This is a genomic window from Mesorhizobium sp. M1006 (assembly GCF_040318825.1).
Lineage (GTDB): Bacteria > Pseudomonadota > Alphaproteobacteria > Rhizobiales > Rhizobiaceae > Mesorhizobium.
The window spans coordinates 35,011-53,944 of record NZ_JAMYMZ010000003.1 but is presented as its reverse complement, the minus strand read 5'-3'; the positions used below and the strand labels follow the sequence as shown (position 1 = coordinate 53,944).

Annotated in this window: 15 protein-coding genes; 5 read left to right on the top strand and 10 right to left on the bottom strand. The window is 62.8% G+C overall.

Annotated elements, in window-relative coordinates; genetic code table 11:
* Nucleotide 1: 1 nt before the first annotated feature.
* The 4 genes from NKH60_RS03500 to NKH60_RS03485 form a co-directional block, all read right to left on the bottom strand.
* Nucleotides 2-919 (bottom strand): ABC transporter permease subunit, encoded by a 918-nt coding sequence (locus tag NKH60_RS03500; protein ID WP_023676823.1) that lies wholly within the window; start codon nucleotides 917-919, stop codon nucleotides 2-4.
* A gap of 1 nt (nucleotide 920) precedes the next feature.
* Nucleotides 921-1,928: an ABC transporter permease subunit gene (locus NKH60_RS03495; RefSeq protein WP_023676822.1), complete on the bottom strand. Its 1,008-nt coding sequence runs from the start codon at nucleotides 1,926-1,928 to the stop codon at nucleotides 921-923.
* Nucleotides 1,929-1,986: 58 nt separating this feature from the next.
* Nucleotides 1,987-3,579: an ABC transporter substrate-binding protein gene (locus tag NKH60_RS03490; RefSeq protein WP_352448537.1), complete on the bottom strand. Its 1,593-nt coding sequence runs from the start codon at nucleotides 3,577-3,579 to the stop codon at nucleotides 1,987-1,989.
* A 94-nt stretch (nucleotides 3,580-3,673) separates the two neighbouring features.
* Entirely contained in the window at nucleotides 3,674-4,225 is a 552-nt protein-coding gene (locus NKH60_RS03485) for a hypothetical protein (protein WP_352871231.1), read from the bottom strand.
* Nucleotides 4,226-4,271: 46 nt separating this feature from the next.
* Here NKH60_RS03485 and NKH60_RS03480 point away from each other — a divergent pair, with 46 nt between their 5' ends.
* Together NKH60_RS03480 and NKH60_RS03475 are read left to right on the top strand one after the other, a co-directional pair.
* The gene (locus NKH60_RS03480; protein ID WP_352613842.1) at nucleotides 4,272-6,017 is read left to right on the top strand and encodes a long-chain fatty acid--CoA ligase; all 1,746 of its coding nucleotides are present in this window, start codon (nucleotides 4,272-4,274) and stop codon (nucleotides 6,015-6,017) included.
* A gap of 85 nt (nucleotides 6,018-6,102) precedes the next feature.
* Complete coding sequence (locus tag NKH60_RS03475; protein ID WP_352613956.1) at nucleotides 6,103-6,759, top strand: class I SAM-dependent methyltransferase; 657 nt, start codon at nucleotides 6,103-6,105, stop codon at nucleotides 6,757-6,759.
* On the opposite strand, the gene NKH60_RS03470 is transcribed toward NKH60_RS03475, so the two are convergent.
* Together NKH60_RS03470 and pgi are read right to left on the bottom strand one after the other, a co-directional pair.
* Nucleotides 6,743-7,465, bottom strand: coding sequence for an HAD family hydrolase (locus tag NKH60_RS03470; RefSeq protein WP_352448533.1), 723 nt, complete (start codon nucleotides 7,463-7,465; stop codon nucleotides 6,743-6,745). The two genes, NKH60_RS03475 and NKH60_RS03470, sit on opposite strands and share 17 nt — an antisense overlap.
* A 5-nt stretch (nucleotides 7,466-7,470) precedes the next feature.
* Nucleotides 7,471-9,114: a glucose-6-phosphate isomerase gene (pgi, locus tag NKH60_RS03465; RefSeq protein ID WP_352613841.1), complete on the bottom strand. Its 1,644-nt coding sequence runs from the start codon at nucleotides 9,112-9,114 to the stop codon at nucleotides 7,471-7,473.
* A 255-nt stretch (nucleotides 9,115-9,369) separates the two neighbouring features.
* Here pgi and pdxR point away from each other — a divergent pair, with 255 nt between their 5' ends.
* The 3 genes from pdxR to NKH60_RS03450 all read left to right on the top strand — a co-directional run bounded on the left by pdxR (nucleotide 9,370) and on the right by NKH60_RS03450 (nucleotide 13,990).
* On the top strand, nucleotides 9,370-10,863 hold the full coding sequence (gene pdxR, locus NKH60_RS03460) for a MocR-like pyridoxine biosynthesis transcription factor PdxR (RefSeq protein ID WP_023676815.1): 1,494 nt from the start codon (nucleotides 9,370-9,372) through the stop codon (nucleotides 10,861-10,863).
* A gap of 192 nt (nucleotides 10,864-11,055) precedes the next feature.
* Nucleotides 11,056-12,645 carry a trimethylamine methyltransferase family protein gene (locus NKH60_RS03455; protein ID WP_352540460.1) on the top strand — a complete coding sequence of 530 codons (1,590 nt, stop codon included), beginning with the start codon at nucleotides 11,056-11,058 and terminating at the stop codon, nucleotides 12,643-12,645.
* A 115-nt stretch (nucleotides 12,646-12,760) separates the two neighbouring features.
* Nucleotides 12,761-13,990, top strand: a complete 1,230-nt coding sequence (locus NKH60_RS03450; RefSeq protein WP_352540459.1) for an aromatic ring-hydroxylating oxygenase subunit alpha — start codon at nucleotides 12,761-12,763, stop codon at nucleotides 13,988-13,990.
* 46 nt (nucleotides 13,991-14,036) lie between these two features.
* Here the strand turns inward: NKH60_RS03450 and NKH60_RS03445 are convergent, their stop codons facing one another.
* The 4 genes from NKH60_RS03445 to NKH60_RS03430 form a co-directional block, all read right to left on the bottom strand.
* Nucleotides 14,037-14,435: a hypothetical protein gene (locus tag NKH60_RS03445; protein ID WP_352871227.1), complete on the bottom strand. Its 399-nt coding sequence runs from the start codon at nucleotides 14,433-14,435 to the stop codon at nucleotides 14,037-14,039.
* 116 nt (nucleotides 14,436-14,551) lie between these two features.
* Nucleotides 14,552-15,940, bottom strand: coding sequence for a chromate efflux transporter (gene chrA / locus NKH60_RS03440; protein ID WP_352613840.1), 1,389 nt, complete (start codon nucleotides 15,938-15,940; stop codon nucleotides 14,552-14,554).
* On the bottom strand, nucleotides 15,937-16,770 hold the full coding sequence (locus tag NKH60_RS03435; protein WP_352613839.1) for a chromate resistance protein ChrB domain-containing protein: 834 nt from the start codon (nucleotides 16,768-16,770) through the stop codon (nucleotides 15,937-15,939). The genes chrA and NKH60_RS03435 overlap by 4 nt, the downstream gene beginning before the upstream one ends.
* 316 nt (nucleotides 16,771-17,086) lie before the next feature.
* The gene (locus tag NKH60_RS03430; RefSeq protein WP_352613838.1) at nucleotides 17,087-18,892 is read right to left on the bottom strand and encodes an IlvD/Edd family dehydratase; all 1,806 of its coding nucleotides are present in this window, start codon (nucleotides 18,890-18,892) and stop codon (nucleotides 17,087-17,089) included.
* Nucleotides 18,893-18,934: the final 42 nt, after the last annotated feature.

Here is an 18,934-nt window from a genome sequence, read left to right as displayed (position 1 = left end):
ATTATGACCTCTTCAGCTTGGGATCGAAGGCATCGCGCAAGCCGTCGCCGATCAGATTGATGGCAAGCACAGTGATCAGGATGGCAAGGCCGGGGAAGGTCACCACCCAAGGCGCGCGCAGGATGAACTCGCGCGCCGAGGCGAGCATCGTGCCCCATTCCGGCGTCGGCGGCTGCGCACCGACACCGAGGAAGCCGAGCGCCGCAGCCTCGAGAATAGCGTTGGAGAAGGACAACGTCGCCTGCACGATCAGCGGTGCCAGGCAGTTCGGCAGGATCGTCCTCACCATCAAGCGAAGATGACCGGCACCAGCCACCTTGGCGGAGATGACATATTCGCGGTTCTTTTCGGCCATCACGGCGGCGCGGGTGAGGCGCGCAAAATGCGGCTGCAGCACCAGCGCGATCGCCAGCATGGCATTGAAAAGGCCGGGGCCGAGGATCGCCACCAGCACCAGCGCCAGAAGCAGCGACGGGAAGGCCAGGATGATATCCATGATGCGCATGATCAGAGTGTCGACCCAGCCGCGGAAATAGCCGGCGAGCACGCCAAGCACGATGCCGCTGGTGAGCGAGAAGACAACGACCACCAGACCGATGAACAGCGAGAAACGCGCCCCGAAGATCAACCGTGAAAGCATGTCGCGGCCGACCGCGTCGGTGCCGAGCAGGAACATCGATTTGCCGCCTTCCTGCCAGGCAGGGGGTGCCAGCAGCGCATCGCGAAACTGCTCGTCGGGCGAATGTGGGGCGACGAACGGCGCAAAGATCGCCACCAGCACCAGCGCCGAAAACACGACAAGGCCGATGACCGCGCCGGTGTTCATCGAGAAGTAGTGCCAGAACTCGGCGAAAGCCCGTTGCCTGCCGCCTGTCGGGATGGAGGCGGCGGTAGCTTCGGCGGCGGATTCGTCGGTCATCTCACTGCACCCGGATGCGCGGATTGATGACGGCGTAGAGCACGTCGACGATCAGGTTCACCGCCATGACGATCAGCGCGATGATCAGCAATCCGCTCTGGACGACGACATAGTCGCGCTTGCCGATGGCATCGATCATCCATTTGCCGATGCCCGGCCAGGAAAAAATGGTCTCGGTCAGAATGGCGCCCGCCATCAAGGTGCCGACCTGCAGTCCAATGGTGGTGACTACCGGGATCAGCGCGTTGCGAAAAGCGTGCAGACCGATGACGCGGCGAGGCGCCAGGCCCTTGGCGCGCGCGGTGCGGACATAGTCCTCGCCCAGCACCTCGAGCATCGCCGAGCGCGTCTGGCGCGCTATGACGGCAAGCGGGATCGTCGCCAGCACGATCGACGGCAGGATCAAATGGCTGACGGCAGATTTGAAAGCGCCGCTCCTGCCGGAGATCAGGCTGTCGATAAGCATGAACCCGGTCGTCGGCCTGAAGAAATACTGCAGGCCGATGCGGCCGGAAACCGGCGTCCAGCCGAGATAGCCGGAGAAGAAGATAATGAGCAGCAACCCCCACCAGAAGATCGGCATCGAATAGCCGGTCAGCGCGACACCCATCGTAGCCTGGTCGAACCACGAGCCGCGCTTGACCGCGGCGAAGATACCGGCAGGAATGCCGAGCAGGACGGCGATGATCAACGCCACTGTCGCCAGTTCCAGCGTGGCTGGAAACAGCGCCTGGAATTCGCCGAGCACTGGCCGCTTGGTGGCAATAGATATGCCGAAGTCGCCGGTCAGGACCCTGCCGATATATTCCAGGTATTGGATGACATAGGGCCGGTTGTAGCCAAACTGCTCGATGAGCTGGGCGTAGCGCTCGGGGCTGACGCCGCGCTCGCCCGCCAGGGCCAGGATAGGATCGCCGGGCAGAAGCCGGACGAAAGCAAACGCCGCCAGCGATATGCCGAACACGGTCGGGATGATCAAAGCGAGCTTGTGGAGGAGATAACGGAGCATCTTGCTTCATAGAACGGCGGCGCGGGAAGTCCAGCGCCGCCGTTCAATTTCTCAGGACTTATTCGGTGACGTCGACGCCGTCAAACCGATGAATGCCGAGCGGGTCCATAACGAAGCCCGACACCTTCTTGTTCATCGGCATGAAGACCTTGGAGTGGGCGATGGTCAGCCACGGAGCCTCACGCTTGAACACCACCTGAGCTTCCTCGTAGATCTTGGTGCGCTCGGCGACGTCCGTCGTCGCCTTGCCTTTTTTCAGCAGGGCTTCGAATTCCTGGTTGCACCAGATCGCATAATTGGACTGGCCGATGGCATCGCAACCGAGCAGGAAAAAGAAGTTGTCCGGATCGCCATTGTCACCGGTCCAGCCCAGTTGGAAGGCGCCGTCGCGATCCTTAGCCTTGCCTCGCTGGCGATACTCGGTCCATTCGTAACTGACGATCTCCGCCTTGACGCCGACGGCGGCATAGTCGGCCTGGATCAACTCGGCGACGCGCTGGGCGTTCGGGTTGTAGGGGCGGCTGACCGGCATAGCCCAGATCTTCATCGACAGATCCTTGACGCCTGCATCGGCCAGCATCTTCTTGGCCGCCTCCGGATCATAGGGATCGTCCTTGATGTCCTTGTTATAGGACCACATGGTCGGCGGGATCGGGTTGATGGCCGGCGCGCCGGCGCCCTGATAGACCGCGTCGATGATCGCCTTCTTGTTTACCGCCATGTTGAGGGCCTTGCGGACCTCGACCTTGTCGAAGGGCGGCTGCGTCGTGTTGTAAGCCATGTAGCCGATGTTCAGGCCTTCCTGCTCGTCGACCTTGAGGTTCGCGTCAGCCTGCAGTCCGGCAATGTCGGCCGGCGCCGGATATGACATGATATCGCACTCGCCCGCCTTCAGCTTCTGTGCGCGTACGGCCGGATCGGGCGTGATGGCGAAGATCAGATCGTCGATCTTCTGTCGCCCGCCATAGTAGCCGTCCCATGCTGCATAGCGCACGACCGCATCGACCTGATAGTCGACGAACTGGAACGGACCAGTGCCGACCGGCTTCTGGGTGAACTGCTGCCTGGTGCCGGCCTTGTCGAGTTGGTCGGCATATTCCTTGGAGACGATCGAGGCGAAATCCATGCCGAGGTCCGGCAGGAACGCGACTTCAGGCTTGTTCAGCACGAATTTCACCGTCAGGTCGTCGACCTTGACGATTTCCTTCAGGAGATCGGGAAAGCCCATGCCGGTGAAATATTCCCAGCCGGTGCCTTCCAGATAGCTGTACCACGGGCTTTCTTTCTTCCACTGGCGTTCGAAGGAAAAGATCACGTCGTCGGCGTTGAGGTCGCGCGTCGGCGTGAAATAATCGGTCGTCTGGAATTTCACACCCGGGCGAAGCTTGAAGGTGTATTCGAGACCGTCGTCGGAAACCGTCCAGCTCTCGGCCAGGCCGGGCGAGATGGTGGTCTTGCCATGCTCGAACTCGACCAGGCGCGAATAGATGGTGCGCGACGAGGCGTCGAAGTCGTTGCCGCCGCTCCATGGCGACGGGTCGAAGCCGGCCGGCGAAGCCTCCGAGCAATAGACCAGTTGTTTTGCATTGGCCATGCCGCCGAGGACGCTTGCAGCCAGCAACGCGGCTGCAAAAGTCAGTTTCTTTTTCATTGAGCACTCCCTGATGTTCTTCCAAGCCCCTCTATCAGGCTCGCGAAGGCCGCATATAAGCACCGTTTTTCTAGCTTTGGAACTGCTTGTTTGCCTAACCCACGGGAAGCAGAAAAAAATTCCGACACGCGGCAAATTGTGGAAAAAACGAGCCGAATCCGCAGATCACGACATTATTAGCGACTTCAATTTTTTGTTGATCGGCGATGCCGCCAATTGTGGGAATCGAGCCGTTCGGTTCAAGAGATGCGCATCCGAAAACCGGTCGCGGCCGAGAGGTTTGACGGCAAGTCTTACCGCACTCCAGGTGGCGAGGCTTGCACGGCCGTCGCTTGTGGCAATACATAGATAGGTGGGCAGCGTGCCGGATTTTCCCACGTTCCGGACATTGCGGCAAGCGTGGGATATCGTTGTGATCAGGGCGGTGGTGGCGCGCAAGCATGCCGAAACAATAAGAACGATTGAGGGAGCGACAGGTGGCAAAACCGGCAAAGACAACCAACGCGGCGAAAGCAAAGGCCGAGGCAACATCGAAAGCAGTCAAGTCAAAAGCGGCCGCCGCCAAGCCGACGGCTACCGCGAAGGCAAGCGCGAAGCCGGCGGCGAAGACCACGGCTGGAGCGGCTGCTAAACCGGCAACCGGCAAGACGGCGCCTGCTGCAAAGTCTGCCGCCAAGCCGGCGGCGAAGGCAGTGCCGACAGCGCCACGACTGCCGGCAGGTCCGGCCAAGAGATTACCAAAGGCGATCACGTCGCTGGCCGCCGGCCTGCCGGAAAAACCGTGGCTCAAGAGTTATCCAAAGATCGTGCCGGCCGAGATCGGCGCCCTGCCCTCCAGCTCGATCGGCGACTTTCTCGTCACCGTGTGCAAGCAGTTTGCAAGCCGGCCGGCTTTCGTCTGCATGGGCAAATCGATCACCTATGCCGACCTCGAGCGACAGTCGGCCGCCTTCGGCGCCTATCTGCAATCAACGGGGCTGCAGAAGGGCGCGCGCGTCGCGCTGATGATGCCGAATGTGCTGCAATATCCGGTGGCGATGATGGCAGTGCTTCGCGCCGGCTATGTCGTGGTAAACATCAATCCGCTCTACACGCCGCGCGAGCTGGAGCACCAGCTCAAGGATTCCGGCGCTCAAGCCATTGTCATCCTCGAAAATTTTGCCTGCACCCTGCAAGCGGTGATCGCCAGGACCGCGGTCAAGCATGTCGTGGTCGCCTCGATGGGCGACATGCTCGGCGGGCTCAAGGGAACGATCGTCAACTTCGTTGTACGCCGCGTCAAGAAGATGGTGCCGGCATGGTCGCTGCCCGGCCATGTCAAGTTCAACGCCGCGCTGAAGGCGGGCACAGGCAAGGCCTTTAGGCCCGCAAGGGTCACGGCCGACGACATCGCCTTCCTGCAATACACGGGCGGCACGACCGGCATCTCCAAGGGCGCGATGCTTTTGCACAGCAACATTTTGGCGAACGTCGCGCAGAACGCGCTGTGGGCCGAAGACGCTTTTACCGTCAAGCCGAAGCCGGCGCATCTGAACTTCCTCTGCGCGCTGCCGCTCTATCACATTTTTGCGCTGACGGCGAACGTGCTGGTAGGCATGCAGCAAGGCGCGCAGAATGTCCTCATCCCCAATCCGCGCGACATTCCCGGCTTCGTCAAGGAGCTGCAGAAATACCCGATCCACATCTTTCCGGGCCTCAACACGCTGTTCAATGCGCTGCTCAATAATGAGGATTTTCGCAAGCTCGATTTCAAGCCGCTGATCCTGACGCTGGGTGGCGGCATGCCGGTGCAGAGGGCCATCGCCGAACGCTGGAAAGTGCTGACCGGCTGCCCGATCAGCGAGGCCTACGGGCTCACCGAGACCTCGCCGGGAGCAACGATCAACAAATTCAGCGACGGCGTTTACACCGGCACGATCGGCCTGCCGCTGCCCTCGACCGAGATCGCGATCCGCGACGACGACGGCAACAATTTGCCGCTCGGCGAAGTCGGCGAAATCTGCATCCGCGGACCGCAGGTGATGGCCGGCTACTGGAACCGGCCGGACGAGACCGCCAAGGTGATGACCGAGGACGGCTTCTTCAAATCGGGCGACATGGGCTTCATGGACGAGCTTGGCTACACCAAGATCGTCGACCGCAAGAAGGACATGATCCTGGTTTCCGGCTTCAACGTCTATCCGAACGAACTCGAGGAAGTGGTGGCGCAGCATCCAGGCGTACTCGAAGTTGCCGCGATCGGCGTGCCGGACGAGCATTCGGGTGAAGTGCCGAAGCTGTTCGTCGTCAAGAAGGACCCGGCACTGACCGCCGACATGCTGACGGCTTATTGCCGTGAGAACCTGACCGGCTACAAGCGTCCCAGGTATATTGAGTTCCGCACCGAGCTGCCGAAGACACCGGTCGGCAAGATCCTGCGCCGGGCGTTGCGGGGCTAGGCGCAGCTTGAGCGATTGCATCGCCGGCGCCAACGCCGTGAGCATAGGTTCGCGCCCGGACCCGGCACAGTTCATCCGGGCGAACATGCGGATCGCCCCCGTGCCCACGCTTCCCGAAATTCGGCTTTACACCGCCCATCCGGGAAGCGGGCTCAGGCGGCTTCTCGAATGGAACCAACATGCGACCGAAGAAGACGGACCTGAACCGGAGCCACCGTACTGGGCCTATGTCTGGGCCGGCGGCGCGGTGCTCGCCCGCTACATATTCGACCGGCCGGAGACCGTGGCCGGCCGTCGCGTGCTCGACCTCGGCGCCGGTTCGGGTCTCGTCGGCATTGCAGCGGCAAAAGCCGGGGCAAGCGCGGTCGTCGCGGCCGAGATCGATCGCAACGGTGTGGTTGCGCTCGGCCTCAACGCGACTGCGAACGGCGTCGCTATCATGATCATTGGCGAAGACATCACCAGCGGTCCGCCGCCACCGGTGGATGTCGTGGTGGTCGGCGACCTGTTCTACGCCCATGATCTCGCCGGCCGGGTCGTCCCCTTCCTCGACCGCTGCCTTGCAGCCGGCATCGCCGTGCTGATCGGCGATCCGGGCCGCGCCTATCTGCCCCGCTCGCGGCTTCGCCTGCTGGCCGAATACGAGGTGCCGGATGTCGGCGAAGGCAGGAATGCGGCGATGAAACCGAGCGGCCTGTTCTCGTTCGGACCAGCTAGCTGCGAGTCTAGACTGTCTCGCTGACCCGCGCCGAAAGAAAATCAGGCAGGTCGGCCACCGAATCCAGAATGACGTCGGCTATCTGGGACAGCGATTCACGTGTGCCGGTGCCGGACAGCACGCCGACCGCCAGACCGCAGCCGCCCGCCCGCGCCATTTCAAGATCGTGACGGTTGTCGCCGACCATGGCGATTGCCGAGGGCCTGAGCCCCGTCAGATCAGAGAAGGCAAGGATCGTATCCGGCGCCGGTTTTGGATTGGCCACCGCGTCGTAACCATAGGCGGCGTCGAAAAGCTGCGCGACGCCCAGCGTGACCAGGGTCTTTTCCGCGCCGCTGGTCGAGTCGTTGGTGGCGACACCAAGCCGGTAGGATTTTCTGTGAAGCAGGCCAAGCGTCTCGACCACGCCCGGCAGCGCCACCGCCATTGCCGATCCTTGCGCCGAGGTGATGGCGTTGAAGCGGGCGACGGCAAGCATCTGGTCCTCGTCGGACAGCCGTGGAAACCACAGCTCGACGACGTCCATGTTGGTGCCGGAGGCAAAAATCGAATCCGGCTTGAAGCGCTTGGTGGCGAAGTCGAAGCCCGCCGCCGCAAGCAGCCTGTCTGCTTTCCAGCGATCGCCTTCGGCCGCATCCATCGCCATGAAGTCGGCGATGCCCAGCCATGTCGCGTTGAAATCTACGAGCGTGCCGTCCTTGTCGAACAATATTCCCTTGATGTCCGCCAAGCTTTTCACTCCGGGCCGCGCAAGCGGTGGATGTATTCCACCAGTCCAGCAGTCGAGGCATCCCGCTTTGCGGCGTTCTCCTTGCCTTCAACGACGGGCAGCAGCCCGGTCGCCAGTTCCTTGCCGAGCTCGACGCCCCACTGGTCGAAGGAGTTGATGTTGAACAGCGTGCCTTCGACGAAGACGCGGTGTTCGTAAAGCGCAATCAGCCGTCCGAACGTGTGGGGGTCGAGTTTCCTGTAGAGGATCGTCACTGAGGGGCGGTCGCCGGAGAAGACGCGGTGCGGAGCAATCCTGTCGACATCGGCCGGCTTCATGCCTTTCGCCAGCATCTGCGCTCGGGCTTCCTCAAGCGTGCGGCCCTTCATGAAGGCTTCCGACTGCGCCAGGCAATTGGCAAGCAGAAGGTCGTGGTGATGCTTCAGTTCCGGCTCGTGGCCGACGGCAGCGGCGAGGAATTCGACCGGAATGAAATCGGTGCCCTGATGCAGAAGTTGGAAGAAGGCATGCTGGCCATTGGTGCCGGGCTCGCCCCAGACCAGCGGGCCGGTCGGCGTCGTTACAGCGCCGCCGTCCAGGGTGACGCTCTTGCCGTTCGATTCCATGTCGAGCTGCTGCAGATAGGCCGGCAGCCTGGACAGACGCTGATCGTAGGGGATGACGGCGCGAGCGGGGTATTTGCAGATCACGCGGTGCCACCAGCCAACCAGCCCCATCAGCGCCGGCAGGTTCTTCGCCAGCGGGGCGGTGCGGAAATGCTCGTCCATCTCATGGGCGCCGTCGAGAAAGGCGCGAAAATCCTTCGGGCCGATGGCGATCATCACCGGCAGACCGATCGCACCCCAGACGGAATAGCGCCCGCCGACCCAGTCCCAGAAGCCGAAGACGCGATCGGGCGCGATGCCGAATTTGGCGACCAGGTCGAGCGCCGTCGAGACGGCGGCGAAATGCTTGCCGACCGCTTCCTTGCCGAGCGCCTTCTCGACCCATCTGCGCGCGGTTTCGGCATTGGTCATCGTCTCGACCGTGGTGAAGGTCTTGGAGGCGATGATGAACAGGGTGGTTTCGGCGGAAAGACCCTTCAGCGTGTCGTGGATATGGGCACCGTCGATATTGGATACGTAATGCGCGCGCGGCCCGTCATGATAGGGCGCCAGCGCCAGCGTCGCCATGGCCGGGCCGAGATCGGAGCCGCCGATGCCGATGTTGACGATGTCGGTGATCTTCTTGCCGGTCGCGCCGGCCGCCTTGCCGGAACGCACCGCGTCGGCGAAGGCACCCATCGCGTCGAGTACGGCAAGGACTTCCGCCTTCACGTCCTGGCCGTCGAGCACGATGCCCTTGCCGGTCAGGTTGCGCAGCGCCGTGTGCAGCACGGCGCGGCCTTCAGTGACGTTGATCTTCTTGCCGGCAAACATCGCGTCGCGCCGGCCTTCGAGGTCAGCGGCCTCAGCCAGTTTCTCCAGCAACTCCATAGTCCGCGCATCGACCGCGCATTTCGACCAGTCGAGCAGCAGGTCGCCGTCACTGGCGGAGAATTTCTCGAAGCGCTGCGGATCGGCAGCGAAAGCCTCGCGCATCGAGCCCGATTTGGCCGCACGGTGATCGCGCAATGCGTCGAGCTGCTTTTGAAAGGACGATTGATCCACTGCTTCGCTCCGGTCTCTTGAGATGCATCTTATCAGGCCGGATGTTTCCGGCGCGTGTCGTCGCGGCAAACTATCGGGTCGAATCCCATCTGTTTCAATGCGCAGCGATGCCGCAGCGCAGCGTGGGCCGGCTCAAAGGATCACTGGCATAAATCCCAGCGATCAGAAAAATTGATTGGCGCAACACCTTGTGCCACCGGTACATTCGACTGGTCCAGCCATGTGAAAAAAGCTGGCCATCGAGGAACATCTCCCATGCCACAGCGAAACGACACGGCCATTTGGTCCGGCCTGTTCCGGATTTCGGCGGAATCCGGTCAGACCCTGCAGGCGCAGATCCGCCAGGCGATCGTCGCCGCCATCCTCGACCGGCAGATCGCGGCTTCCATGCCGCTTCCGTCCTGCCGGATTCTTGCCGAAAAACTCGGCGTGGCGCGCGGCACCGTGGTGCTGGCCTTCCAGCAGCTGGTCGACCAGGGCTTCCTGGTGGCGCGCGAGCGCCGCGGCCATTTCGTCAATCCCGAAGTGCTGGCGACGCCGGCCAAGCCGCACCAGAAGGCGCCCGACCAGGCCAACGAGATCGACTGGAAGGCGCGTCGGCAGATCGCGGCGAGCGACATGCCGCCGCCGGCCAAGCACGACAACTGGATCAAGTCGTCATACCCCTTCGTCTATGGCCAATTCGACCCGGCGCTGTTCCCGACCGCCGAATGGCGCGAGTGCAACCGCATGGCGTTGGCGGTGCTCGAAATCCGCAACTGGGCATCCGACATGGTCGACCGCGACGATCCGCTCCTGATCGAGCAGATCCAGGCACGGCTGCTGCCGCGACGCGGCATCTTCGCCAATCCGGACGAGATCATCGTGACGTTGGGCGCGCAGAACGCGCTTTACATGCTGGCGACGCTGTTGATGACCAAGGGCTCCAAGGTGGCGATGGAGGACCCGGGCTATCCCGATGCACGTTCGATCTTCCGGCTGGCCGGCGCCGAGATCCAGCCGGTTCCGGTCGACCACTCCGGCATCGTAACCTCGGCCATTCCCAATGATTCCGGCTTCGTCTTCGTCACGCCCAGCCACCATTGCCCGACCATGGTGCCGCTGTCGGCGGAGCGGCGGCAGGAGCTTTTGGCGCGCGCCAACCGGCACAACCAGATCATCATCGAGGACGGATATGACAGCCAGCTCCTGGACGAGGCGCCGCAGCAGGCGCTGAAGAGCCTCGATCGCTCCGGCCGCGTCGTCTATGTCGGCTCGATGTCGAAGACGCTGGCTCCCGGCCTGAGGCTTGGCTACATCGTCGCCTCGGCCGGGCTGATCTCCGAGCTTCGGGCGCTACGCCGCTTCATGCTGCGCCATCCGCCGGCGAACAACCAGCGCGCCGTGGCGCTCTTCCTGTCGCTCGGCCATCACGAGGCGCTGGTGCGGCGGCTGTCGAGCGCCTTCGACGAGAGGCGCAAGCGTCTGGTCCATGCGATTTCCGCCTTCCTACCGGAGTGGCGCTCGACCGATTCGGCCGGCGGCACGTCGCTCTGGCTCGAGGGGCCGCGCGGCACCGATTCGCGCGGGCTGGCGGAGGCCGCGGCCTCGCGCAGCGTCATCATCGAGCCTGGCGACCGCTTCTTCGACCGCACCGAAAAGCCATCGCGTTTCATGCGCTTGGGCATTTCCTCGATCGCGTTGCAGCACATCGAACCCGGCATCCGCGAACTGGCGACGGCAGCTGGACGCAGGCCGGCAGCGGCCTGATCTCCCTTCCCCGACCGGAGCCTGGCGCATGTGGTGCGGCTCCGGTTCTTTAGCTCCTTGGCATATTCGACGGGACCGGCTGGCACATAGGCTGTGCCAATGCCGGCGGCATAGTCGCTGTGTAGAGGGACGAAGCAGGCCGATGGTGGACCAACCGCCGCGAGTTCCTGCCGATGAAGGTGGAGTGCTTCCATGCCAGTGGCTGTCGAACAGCAGGACACGCCGGCGAACCGTCGTCCACAGCGCTCCGGTCTTCGCGAAACAGGACATGCCATGCGATCAGCTCCTCTGATGGAGGACACCGGACCACGACACCAGGCCATCGAGAGCGGCAGCTACGGGCCGCTGCGCGGGGATGACTGCGAGCGCATCCACGAGGGCGTGCTGACGCTCCTGGAGACGGTGGGTTTCGCCAATGCCATCCCTTCCTGCATAAAGGTGCTGACCAAGGCGGGGGCGGTCCATGGCGACGACGACCGTGTGCGCTTTCCGCGCGCGCTAGTGCTCGACACCATCAAGCGGGCGGCACGACATTTCACACTTCATGGCCAGGACGCCAGGCACGACATGGTGGTCCAGGGCAAGCGCGTGCACTACGGCACGGCAGGTATCGCCGTGCACCTGGTGGATCTGGAGAAGCGCGAGTACCGCGAATCCAAGCTGCAGGACATTTATGATGCTGCCCGCATCGTCGATGGGCTGGACAACATCCATTTCTTCCAGCGGCCGATGGTGGCGCGCGACATCGCCGATCCGCTCGAGATGGATTTCAACACGCTCTATGCCTGTGTGATGGGGACATCGAAGCACGTCGGAACATCCTTCACCGTGCGTGAGAACGTGAAGCCGGCGCTTGAAATGCTGTACGCCATCGCCGGCGGCGAGGAGAATTTCCGCGCCCGGCCATTCGTTTCTAACTCTAACTCATTCGTCGTGCCGCCGATGAAGTTCGCCGAGGATGCCTGCGGCGTGCTCGAGGCTTGCGTTGAAGGCGGCATCCCGATCCTGCTGCTCTCGACCGGCCAGTCCGGCACCACAGCACCTGCGGCGATGGCCGGCGCCGTCGTGCAAGCGGTGGCCGAAGTACTGGCCGGCCTGGTCTATGTCAATGCGCTCAAGCCGGGCCATCCGGCGATCTTCGGCGCCTGGCCGTTCATGTCGGACCTGCGTACCGGCGCCATGGCCGGCGGGTCGGCCGAGCAGTCGGTGGCAACGGCGGCCTGCGCCCAGATGGCGCAATTCTACGATCTGCCCGGCGGCTCGGCCGCTGGCATGACGGATTCGAAACTGCCCGACATTCAATCCGGCTACGAAAAGGGCATCACCAATGTGATGGCCGGCCTCTCCGGCCTCAACCTCGTCTACGAGGCGGCCGGCATGCATGCCTCGCTGCTCGGCTTCTGCCTGGAGAGCCTGGTCATCGACAACGACATGCTCGGTCATTGCCTGGGCTGCGCACGTGGCATCGACGTGACTGACGAGGCCCTGTCGATCGACAGCATCACCGAGGTCTGCCTCAAAGGCCCAGGCCACTATCTCGACAGCGAACAAACGCTCAAGCTGATGCAGACCGATCATCTCTATCCCGCCTTCGCCGATCGTTCCTCACCGAAGGAATGGAACGAAAAAGGCCGACCTGATATATTGCTGCGGGCGATCACCGAGAAGAAACGCATTCTTGCCGAACGATTTCCGCGCCACGTGCCAAAACAGGTCGACGACAGATTGCGTGCCCGCTTCGGCAGCCTGATCCACCTGCCGCGCACGTATATGGGCGGCTGACCGGAGACGAGTTCGTGCAGCCATACAGCCACCACCCAGAGCCAATTCCGGACGGAAAACCGCTTCACAGTTTTCCTGGAATTGCCCCAGGACCAACCATCGGGCAGAACGACAAATGAGTGCGCATCCTATCCTGCAAGCCCACACCGACGGCGACGCGATCGATCGGCTGGTGGCGTCTCACCGGCCCGGCCACGGCCTGGTGCGTGCCTTCTATCATGACCCGGCGATCTTCGAGCGTGACATGGAACGTGTCTTTCGCCGCCACTGGCATTGCCTGGCCCATGCCAGCGTTATCCCGAACCCCGGCGATTTCGAGCTGTTCAAACTGGGCGATGAGGCGGTCATCCTGACGCGCGGCATGGACGGCACCGTGCATGCCATGCTCAATGTCTGCCGCCACCGCGGCGCCGAGGTCTGCACCAAGGAGAAGGGCAACGCGAAGATGTTCGTGTGTCCCTACCACGCCTGGACCTATTCCAATGACGGGTCGTTGCGCGCTGCCCGCCTGATGCCGAAGGATTTCGACCGCACGGCGCACGGGCTGAAGAAGCTTCATGTCCGCGTTGCCTCCGGGCTGGTTTTCATTTCCTTCGCGGAGACGCCGCTCGATTTCGATCCAATCGAACAGTCGCTGCGCACAAGCTGCGGCCAGTATGGCTGGGGCGACGCCAAGGTGGCGTATCGCCAGTCCTATCCGCTCGACGCCAACTGGAAGCTCGCCGTCGAGAACTATGTCGAATGCTACCATTGCGGGCCGGCGCATCCGGAATATTCGCAGACGCATGCGCTGGAAAAGCCGGCCGAGATGATCGAGCAGCTCAACGCGGCGATGGAGCAGCGCACCTGCGCGCTCGGCATCGAGATCGGCAGCGCCAACCGCTGGCAGAACTCGGCGGCCGGTCAGGAAGCAATCCATACCTTCCGCTATGCGCTCTATGATGGCGTTTCGAGCGGCAGCCAGGATGGCTCGCCGGTGGCCCCGCTGATGGGCCGCTTCACCGACTATGACGGTGGCGTCACCTCCATCCATCTCGGCGGCACGACCTTCCTCGTGTGCTATCCCGATCACGGCATGATCTACCGCTTCATCCCGAAAACCGCGGGCACCTGCGAGATGGAGCTGATCTGGCTGGTGCGCGGCGACGCGGTCGAGGGCCAGGACTACGATCTGGAGAAGCTGACCTGGCTGTGGAAGGTCACCACCCAAGAGGACAAGAAGATCATCGAGCACACAGCGCGTGGCGTGCGCTCGCACTATTTCGTGCCGGGGCCGATCGCGCCGATGGAATACAACGAACTGCGCTACATCGGCTGGTATCTTGAGGAGATCAGCCGGGCTTGATCGACTCGGCTGCCGCGGGGGGATCCGGCAGATCTTGCCTGTCGCGTCATTCCGCGCTGAGCCCGTATCGGTCGACGACTTCGGCGTTGATCAGCTTGGCATGCAGCGTCATCAGCACGATCTGTGCGTCGAAGCTGTCGCCGGCCTCAAGTGCCGCCTCGATGCGGCGCTCGGCTTCCAGCGTCCGTTGATGGCCATTGGCTTGCTCGAAGGTTTCGGGACCCGCGATGCAATAGCTGCACAATTGTGCCACCGACGCATAGATGCCCGGCGGCGGCTCGTCGGGCCAGTGATCCTTCATCAGATTGACGATCGTGAGTTTTACCCCCTCCGGCACAAGGGCGGGATGCAGATCGGCGCCGCGCAATGAATCGTCGAGCTGCCTCAAGTCGCCCGAGCGACCGAACATTCCAAGGAAGCCGAGGGAAGAACGCCGTTGCGCCATAATGGTCCAACCGTTCCCAACCAGTTAGGTGGTTCACAAGCGGAATACAAAGGCAGCGGCATCCAAGCGTCGCGTTTAAGTAGATTCAGGCGATGCGCTTCAAGTCCTTGCAGGCATCAGCTACTTACCGCCAGCAACAAGACACCGGCCAGCGCCGATCCGGCAAGCGTCGGCAGGATACCGATCTTCAGCTTCAGAATGGCGATCATCGAGGCACAGGAAAGCAGCGCCGCGCGCCAGTCTATCGATGAAAGCACCGGCACGTCCATTCCAAGCCCGACATTGCGCACTTCGCCGAAGATGACGTGCAAGCCGAACCATAGAGCGAGATTCATGATGACGCCGACGACGGCGGCGGTGATCGCACCGAGCGCCGCCGACAGTGCCTTGTTGCCGCGCAGCGCTTCGATGTAAGGCGCGCCAAGGAATATCCATAGGAAACATGGGGTAAACGTCGCCCACAGCGTGAACAGCCCGCCAAACAGTCCGGCAACCAGCGGCGCCAGCAAGCCCGGCTGGCGGAACGCGGCAACGAAGCCGACGAACTGCAAGACCAGGATGAGCGGACCCGGCGTGGTTTCGGCAAGTCCAAGGCCGTCGACCATTTCACCGGGTGCCAGCCAGCCGAAGTACTCGACCGCTGCCTGCGCGACATAGGCAAGGGCTGCGTAGGCGCCGCCGAAGGTGACGACCGCCATGACACTGAAGAAGCCACCGATTTGAGTCCAAACGCTGGCAGGGCCGGTGAAAGCCCAGACCAGCAGAACAGGCCCCAGCCAGATCGGCAGCCAGATCGCCAAAGTGCGCGGCGCGTGCCATCGTGTCGGCCTGACGTGGGTCAGTTCGCCGCGCTCGAACATCAGATCGACCACGCCCTTGATGTCGGGAACATCGCCCTTGCCATGCGAGGCGCCTGAAAAAAATGCCGGCGCACTGCGGTTGCCGATCCAGCCTGTCAGGCCGGCAAGCAGTACGATCAGCGGAAACGGCACGTTCAACGCGTAGATGGCGATGAAGGCGGCGAGTGCGATCGACACCATGATCGGGTTTTTCAGCGCGCGTCTGCCGATCCGGATCACCGCCTCGATGACAATGGCGAGCACGGTCGCCTTGACCCCGAAAAACAGCGCCGCGACGAGTGGTACATCGCCATAGAGCGCATAGAGGCTGCTCAGGACGAGCATGACAAGCGCGCCCGGCACGACGAAGAGAATGCCGGCAACAAGGCCGCCGGCCGTTTTGTGCAGCAACCAGCCGATATAGATGGCGAGTTGCTGGGCCTCGGGGCCAGGCAGCAGCATGCAGTAGTTCAACGCATGCAGAAAGCGCTGTTCGCCGATCCAGCGCCGTTCCTCGACCAGTTCCTTGTGCATGAGCGCGATCTGCCCGGCCGGGCCGCCAAAGCTGAGCACCCCGATTTTTGCCCAGACCTTCACGGCCTGCCGGAAGCTCGGCACAGCGGGCTCCTGAATCTCCGCCGGCTTTTTCGAAAGGACGGCGCTCACGATGGTTTGCCCGCGCTGACTGCGCCGGCGGCCGGCCAGTTATGCGCCTCCTCGGTGGCATCGCGGCACCAGCGGAAGAACGCATCGTAAAGCAGCATGCCGGCCTCGAGCTGCTCCAGATCGTCGCGAAACATCCGTGACAGGCCAAGCGAGGCGGCCAGGAACCCGGCCGCCTGTGGAACAAGATCGAGGCTCGCAGTATCGGCAGCGCGTATGATCGTGGCCAGGCGATCGAGCGCTTCGGATTTGAGCCCGAACTCCTCGATCATGGTGTCGAAGGTGCAGCGTTCGCCGCGGTGGCTCCAGAACACGTTCTCGATGTCGAAAGGCACGGCCTGGAAGCGATCGGCGACGGCCGCCACTTCGGCCGGCTCGACGAAGAGAAAGACCGCGTGAGGATCGATGAAGCGCCGGATCAGCCAGGGGCAGGCGATGCGGTCGACCTTCGGGCGCGTACGCGTCACCCAAACGGTGCGGCCCTTGGCATCGGTGGGCGGTATCTTGTCGGCGTGAACGAGAAGGCCCTTGGCATCGCGCCACGCTTCAAACCCGCCATCGAGCGATTCGGCGGCAACGCCCTCCTGCCGTAGCCATGCGGCCACGCCTTGCGAGAGCTTTTTTCCCTGCTGGCAGACAACTGTCACTTGCCTGCCGGCGAAGTCAGCAGCCCAGTTCGAGACACTCCTGAAATCACGACGATCCGACCCCGGCAGCAGGCGCGGATCGGCGTTGTAGTCATCGTCGATGCGGACGTCGATGATTGCGGGTGCACCCGGCAGCCCAATCAGACGGGACAGTTGCGATACAGTGATAGCGGTTGTTGACGGCATGGCGTCCACCTCCTTGAAAGAGAAGCTTGGACGCGAACGTTGGGCTGACGCCTCACGGGGTCGTCGCGATGCACCCCTTGCGATGATCGTGGATTTGTCACGCCCGCTTGTCAAGCATTGCCGTTCTCGCGGGAGCAATCGCTGTTGACAAATAACCGCGTCCAACCCTGTGCCGGGCATTTCTGCCCATTAGCGGCAGGCGATCGCAGTGGAAAGCCGAGGCTTTCGCTGTACGATGTACCCCACCCCTACCCCTCCTGGCGCTGACCTCGGCAAATTGCCTGCACCGGCGGCTGGCTCGTGCGACGGACCCTGGTCAGTGATTGTCCCTCGGCACCCCGCTTGTATGCGCCACATCCTGGTATTTCACCGCCGGCTTCAGCACCATGCCTTCGGAAAACTGGTCGACCATGCCGCGCTGGATCTCCTGCCACGGCGTCTGGTGCTTGGGATAGTGATAGCCGCCATTGTTCTGCAGCTCGGTGCGCCGCCGCGTGATCTCGTCGTCGCTGACGAGGATATCGGCGGTGCCCTTGCGCAGATCGACGCGGACGCGGTCACCGGTCTTCAGCAGCGCCAGCCCGCCGCCGATGGCGGCTTCCGGCGAGGCGTTGAGGATCGAGGGCGAACCCGACGTGCCCGACTGGCGGCCGTCGCCGATACAGGCCAGCGCGTGGATGCCCTTTTTGATCAGATAGGCCGGCGGCTGCATGTTGACGACTTCGGCGCCGCCCGGATAGCCGATCGGGCCGGCGCCGCGCATGAACAGGATGGTGTGCTCGTCGATGCCTTGTGCCGGATCGTCGATGCGGGCGTGGTAATCCTCGGGCCCGTCGAACACCATGGCGTTGCCCTCGAAGGCTTCGGGGTCCTTCGGGTTCGACAGATAGCGCTCGCGGAACTCGGGCGAGATGCCGCTGGTCTTCATGATCGCCGAATCGAACAGATTGCCCTTGAGATTGATGAAGCCGGCATTGGCTTTCAGCGGCTCGGCAACCGTGCGGATGACGTCGAGGTTCTCGTTGACGGCGCCCCTGCAATTGTCACCGATGGTCTTGCCATTAGCTGTCATGGCTTCCGGATAGGGCAGCAGGCCGCCCTTCATCAGTTCGGCGACCACGGCCGGCACGCCGCCGGCATGGTGATAGTCCTCGCCGAGATATTCGCCCGTCGGCTGCAGATTGACGATGAGCGGTATGTTGAGGCCGACCTTCTGCCAATCGTCATTGTCGAGCGGCACGCCGAGATGGCGGGCGATGGCGTTGAGGTGGATCGGCGCGTTGGTCGAGCCGCCGATCGCCGAGTTGACGACGATGGCGTTCTCGAAGGCCTTACGGGTCATGATGTCGGACGGCTTCAGATCCTCATGCACCATGTCGACGATGCGCTTTCCGGTCTCGTAGGCGATCTGGCCGCGCTCGCGATAGGGGGCGGGGATAGCGGCCGAGCCCGGCAATTGCATGCCGAGCGCCTCGGCCAGCGAATTCATCGTGGTGGCGGTACCCATCGTGTTGCAATAGCCGGTCGACGGCGCCGAGGAGGCAACGATATCCATGAACTCGTCATAGCCAATCTCGCCGGCCGACAGGCGCTGGCGCGATTCCCAGACGATGGTGCCGGAGCCGGTGCGCTTGCCCTTGTGCCAGCCGTTGAGCATCGGGCCGACCGAAAGCGCGATAGCCGGAATGTTGACGGTGGCCGCGGCCATCAGCATGGCTGGCGTCGTCTTGTCGCAGCCGATGGTGAGCACTACGCCGTCGAGCGGATAGCCGTAGAGCACCTCTACCAGGCTGAGATAGGCAAGGTTGCGGTCAAGTGCAGCAGTCGGCCGCTTGCCGGTCTCCTGGATCGGGTGGCAAGGGAACTCGAAAGGGATGCCACCCATCGAGACGATGCCTTCGCGCACGCGCTTGGCCAGTTCGATGTGATGGCGGTTGCAGGGCGACAGGTCCGAGCCGGTCTGGGCGATGCCGATCAGCGGCTTGCCGGACATCAGTTCGGCCCGCGTCAGCCCGTAATTCAGGTAGCGCTCCAGATAGAGTGCCGTCATGCCCGGATTGTCGGGATTGTCGAACCACTCCTGCGAGCGAAATTTCTTCTTGTGGGTGGGGGCGCCTGCCATCGTGGTCTCCGTATTTGTATGACAAATCGATATGACAACGCG

Bases quoted from the DNA above. Each gene is read 5' to 3' on its own strand.
- NKH60_RS03500 (WP_023676823.1), bottom strand. From the start codon at position 919: ATGACCGACGAATCCGCCGCCGAAGCTACCGCCGCCTCCATCCCGACA.
- NKH60_RS03495 (WP_023676822.1), bottom strand. From the start codon at position 1,928: ATGCTCCGTTATCTCCTCCACAAGCTCGCTTTGATCATCCCGACCGTG.
- NKH60_RS03490 (WP_352448537.1), bottom strand. From the start codon at position 3,579: ATGAAAAAGAAACTGACTTTTGCAGCCGCGTTGCTGGCTGCAAGCGTC.
- NKH60_RS03475 (WP_352613956.1), top strand. From the start codon at position 6,103: ATGCGGATCGCCCCCGTGCCCACGCTTCCCGAAATTCGGCTTTACACC.
- pdxR (WP_023676815.1), top strand. From the start codon at position 9,370: ATGCCACAGCGAAACGACACGGCCATTTGGTCCGGCCTGTTCCGGATT.
- NKH60_RS03455 (WP_352540460.1), top strand. From the start codon at position 11,056: ATGCCAGTGGCTGTCGAACAGCAGGACACGCCGGCGAACCGTCGTCCA.
- NKH60_RS03450 (WP_352540459.1), top strand. From the start codon at position 12,761: ATGAGTGCGCATCCTATCCTGCAAGCCCACACCGACGGCGACGCGATC.
- NKH60_RS03445 (WP_352871227.1), bottom strand. From the start codon at position 14,435: ATGGCGCAACGGCGTTCTTCCCTCGGCTTCCTTGGAATGTTCGGTCGC.
- NKH60_RS03435 (WP_352613839.1), bottom strand. From the start codon at position 16,770: ATGCCGTCAACAACCGCTATCACTGTATCGCAACTGTCCCGTCTGATT.
- NKH60_RS03430 (WP_352613838.1), bottom strand. From the start codon at position 18,892: ATGGCAGGCGCCCCCACCCACAAGAAGAAATTTCGCTCGCAGGAGTGG.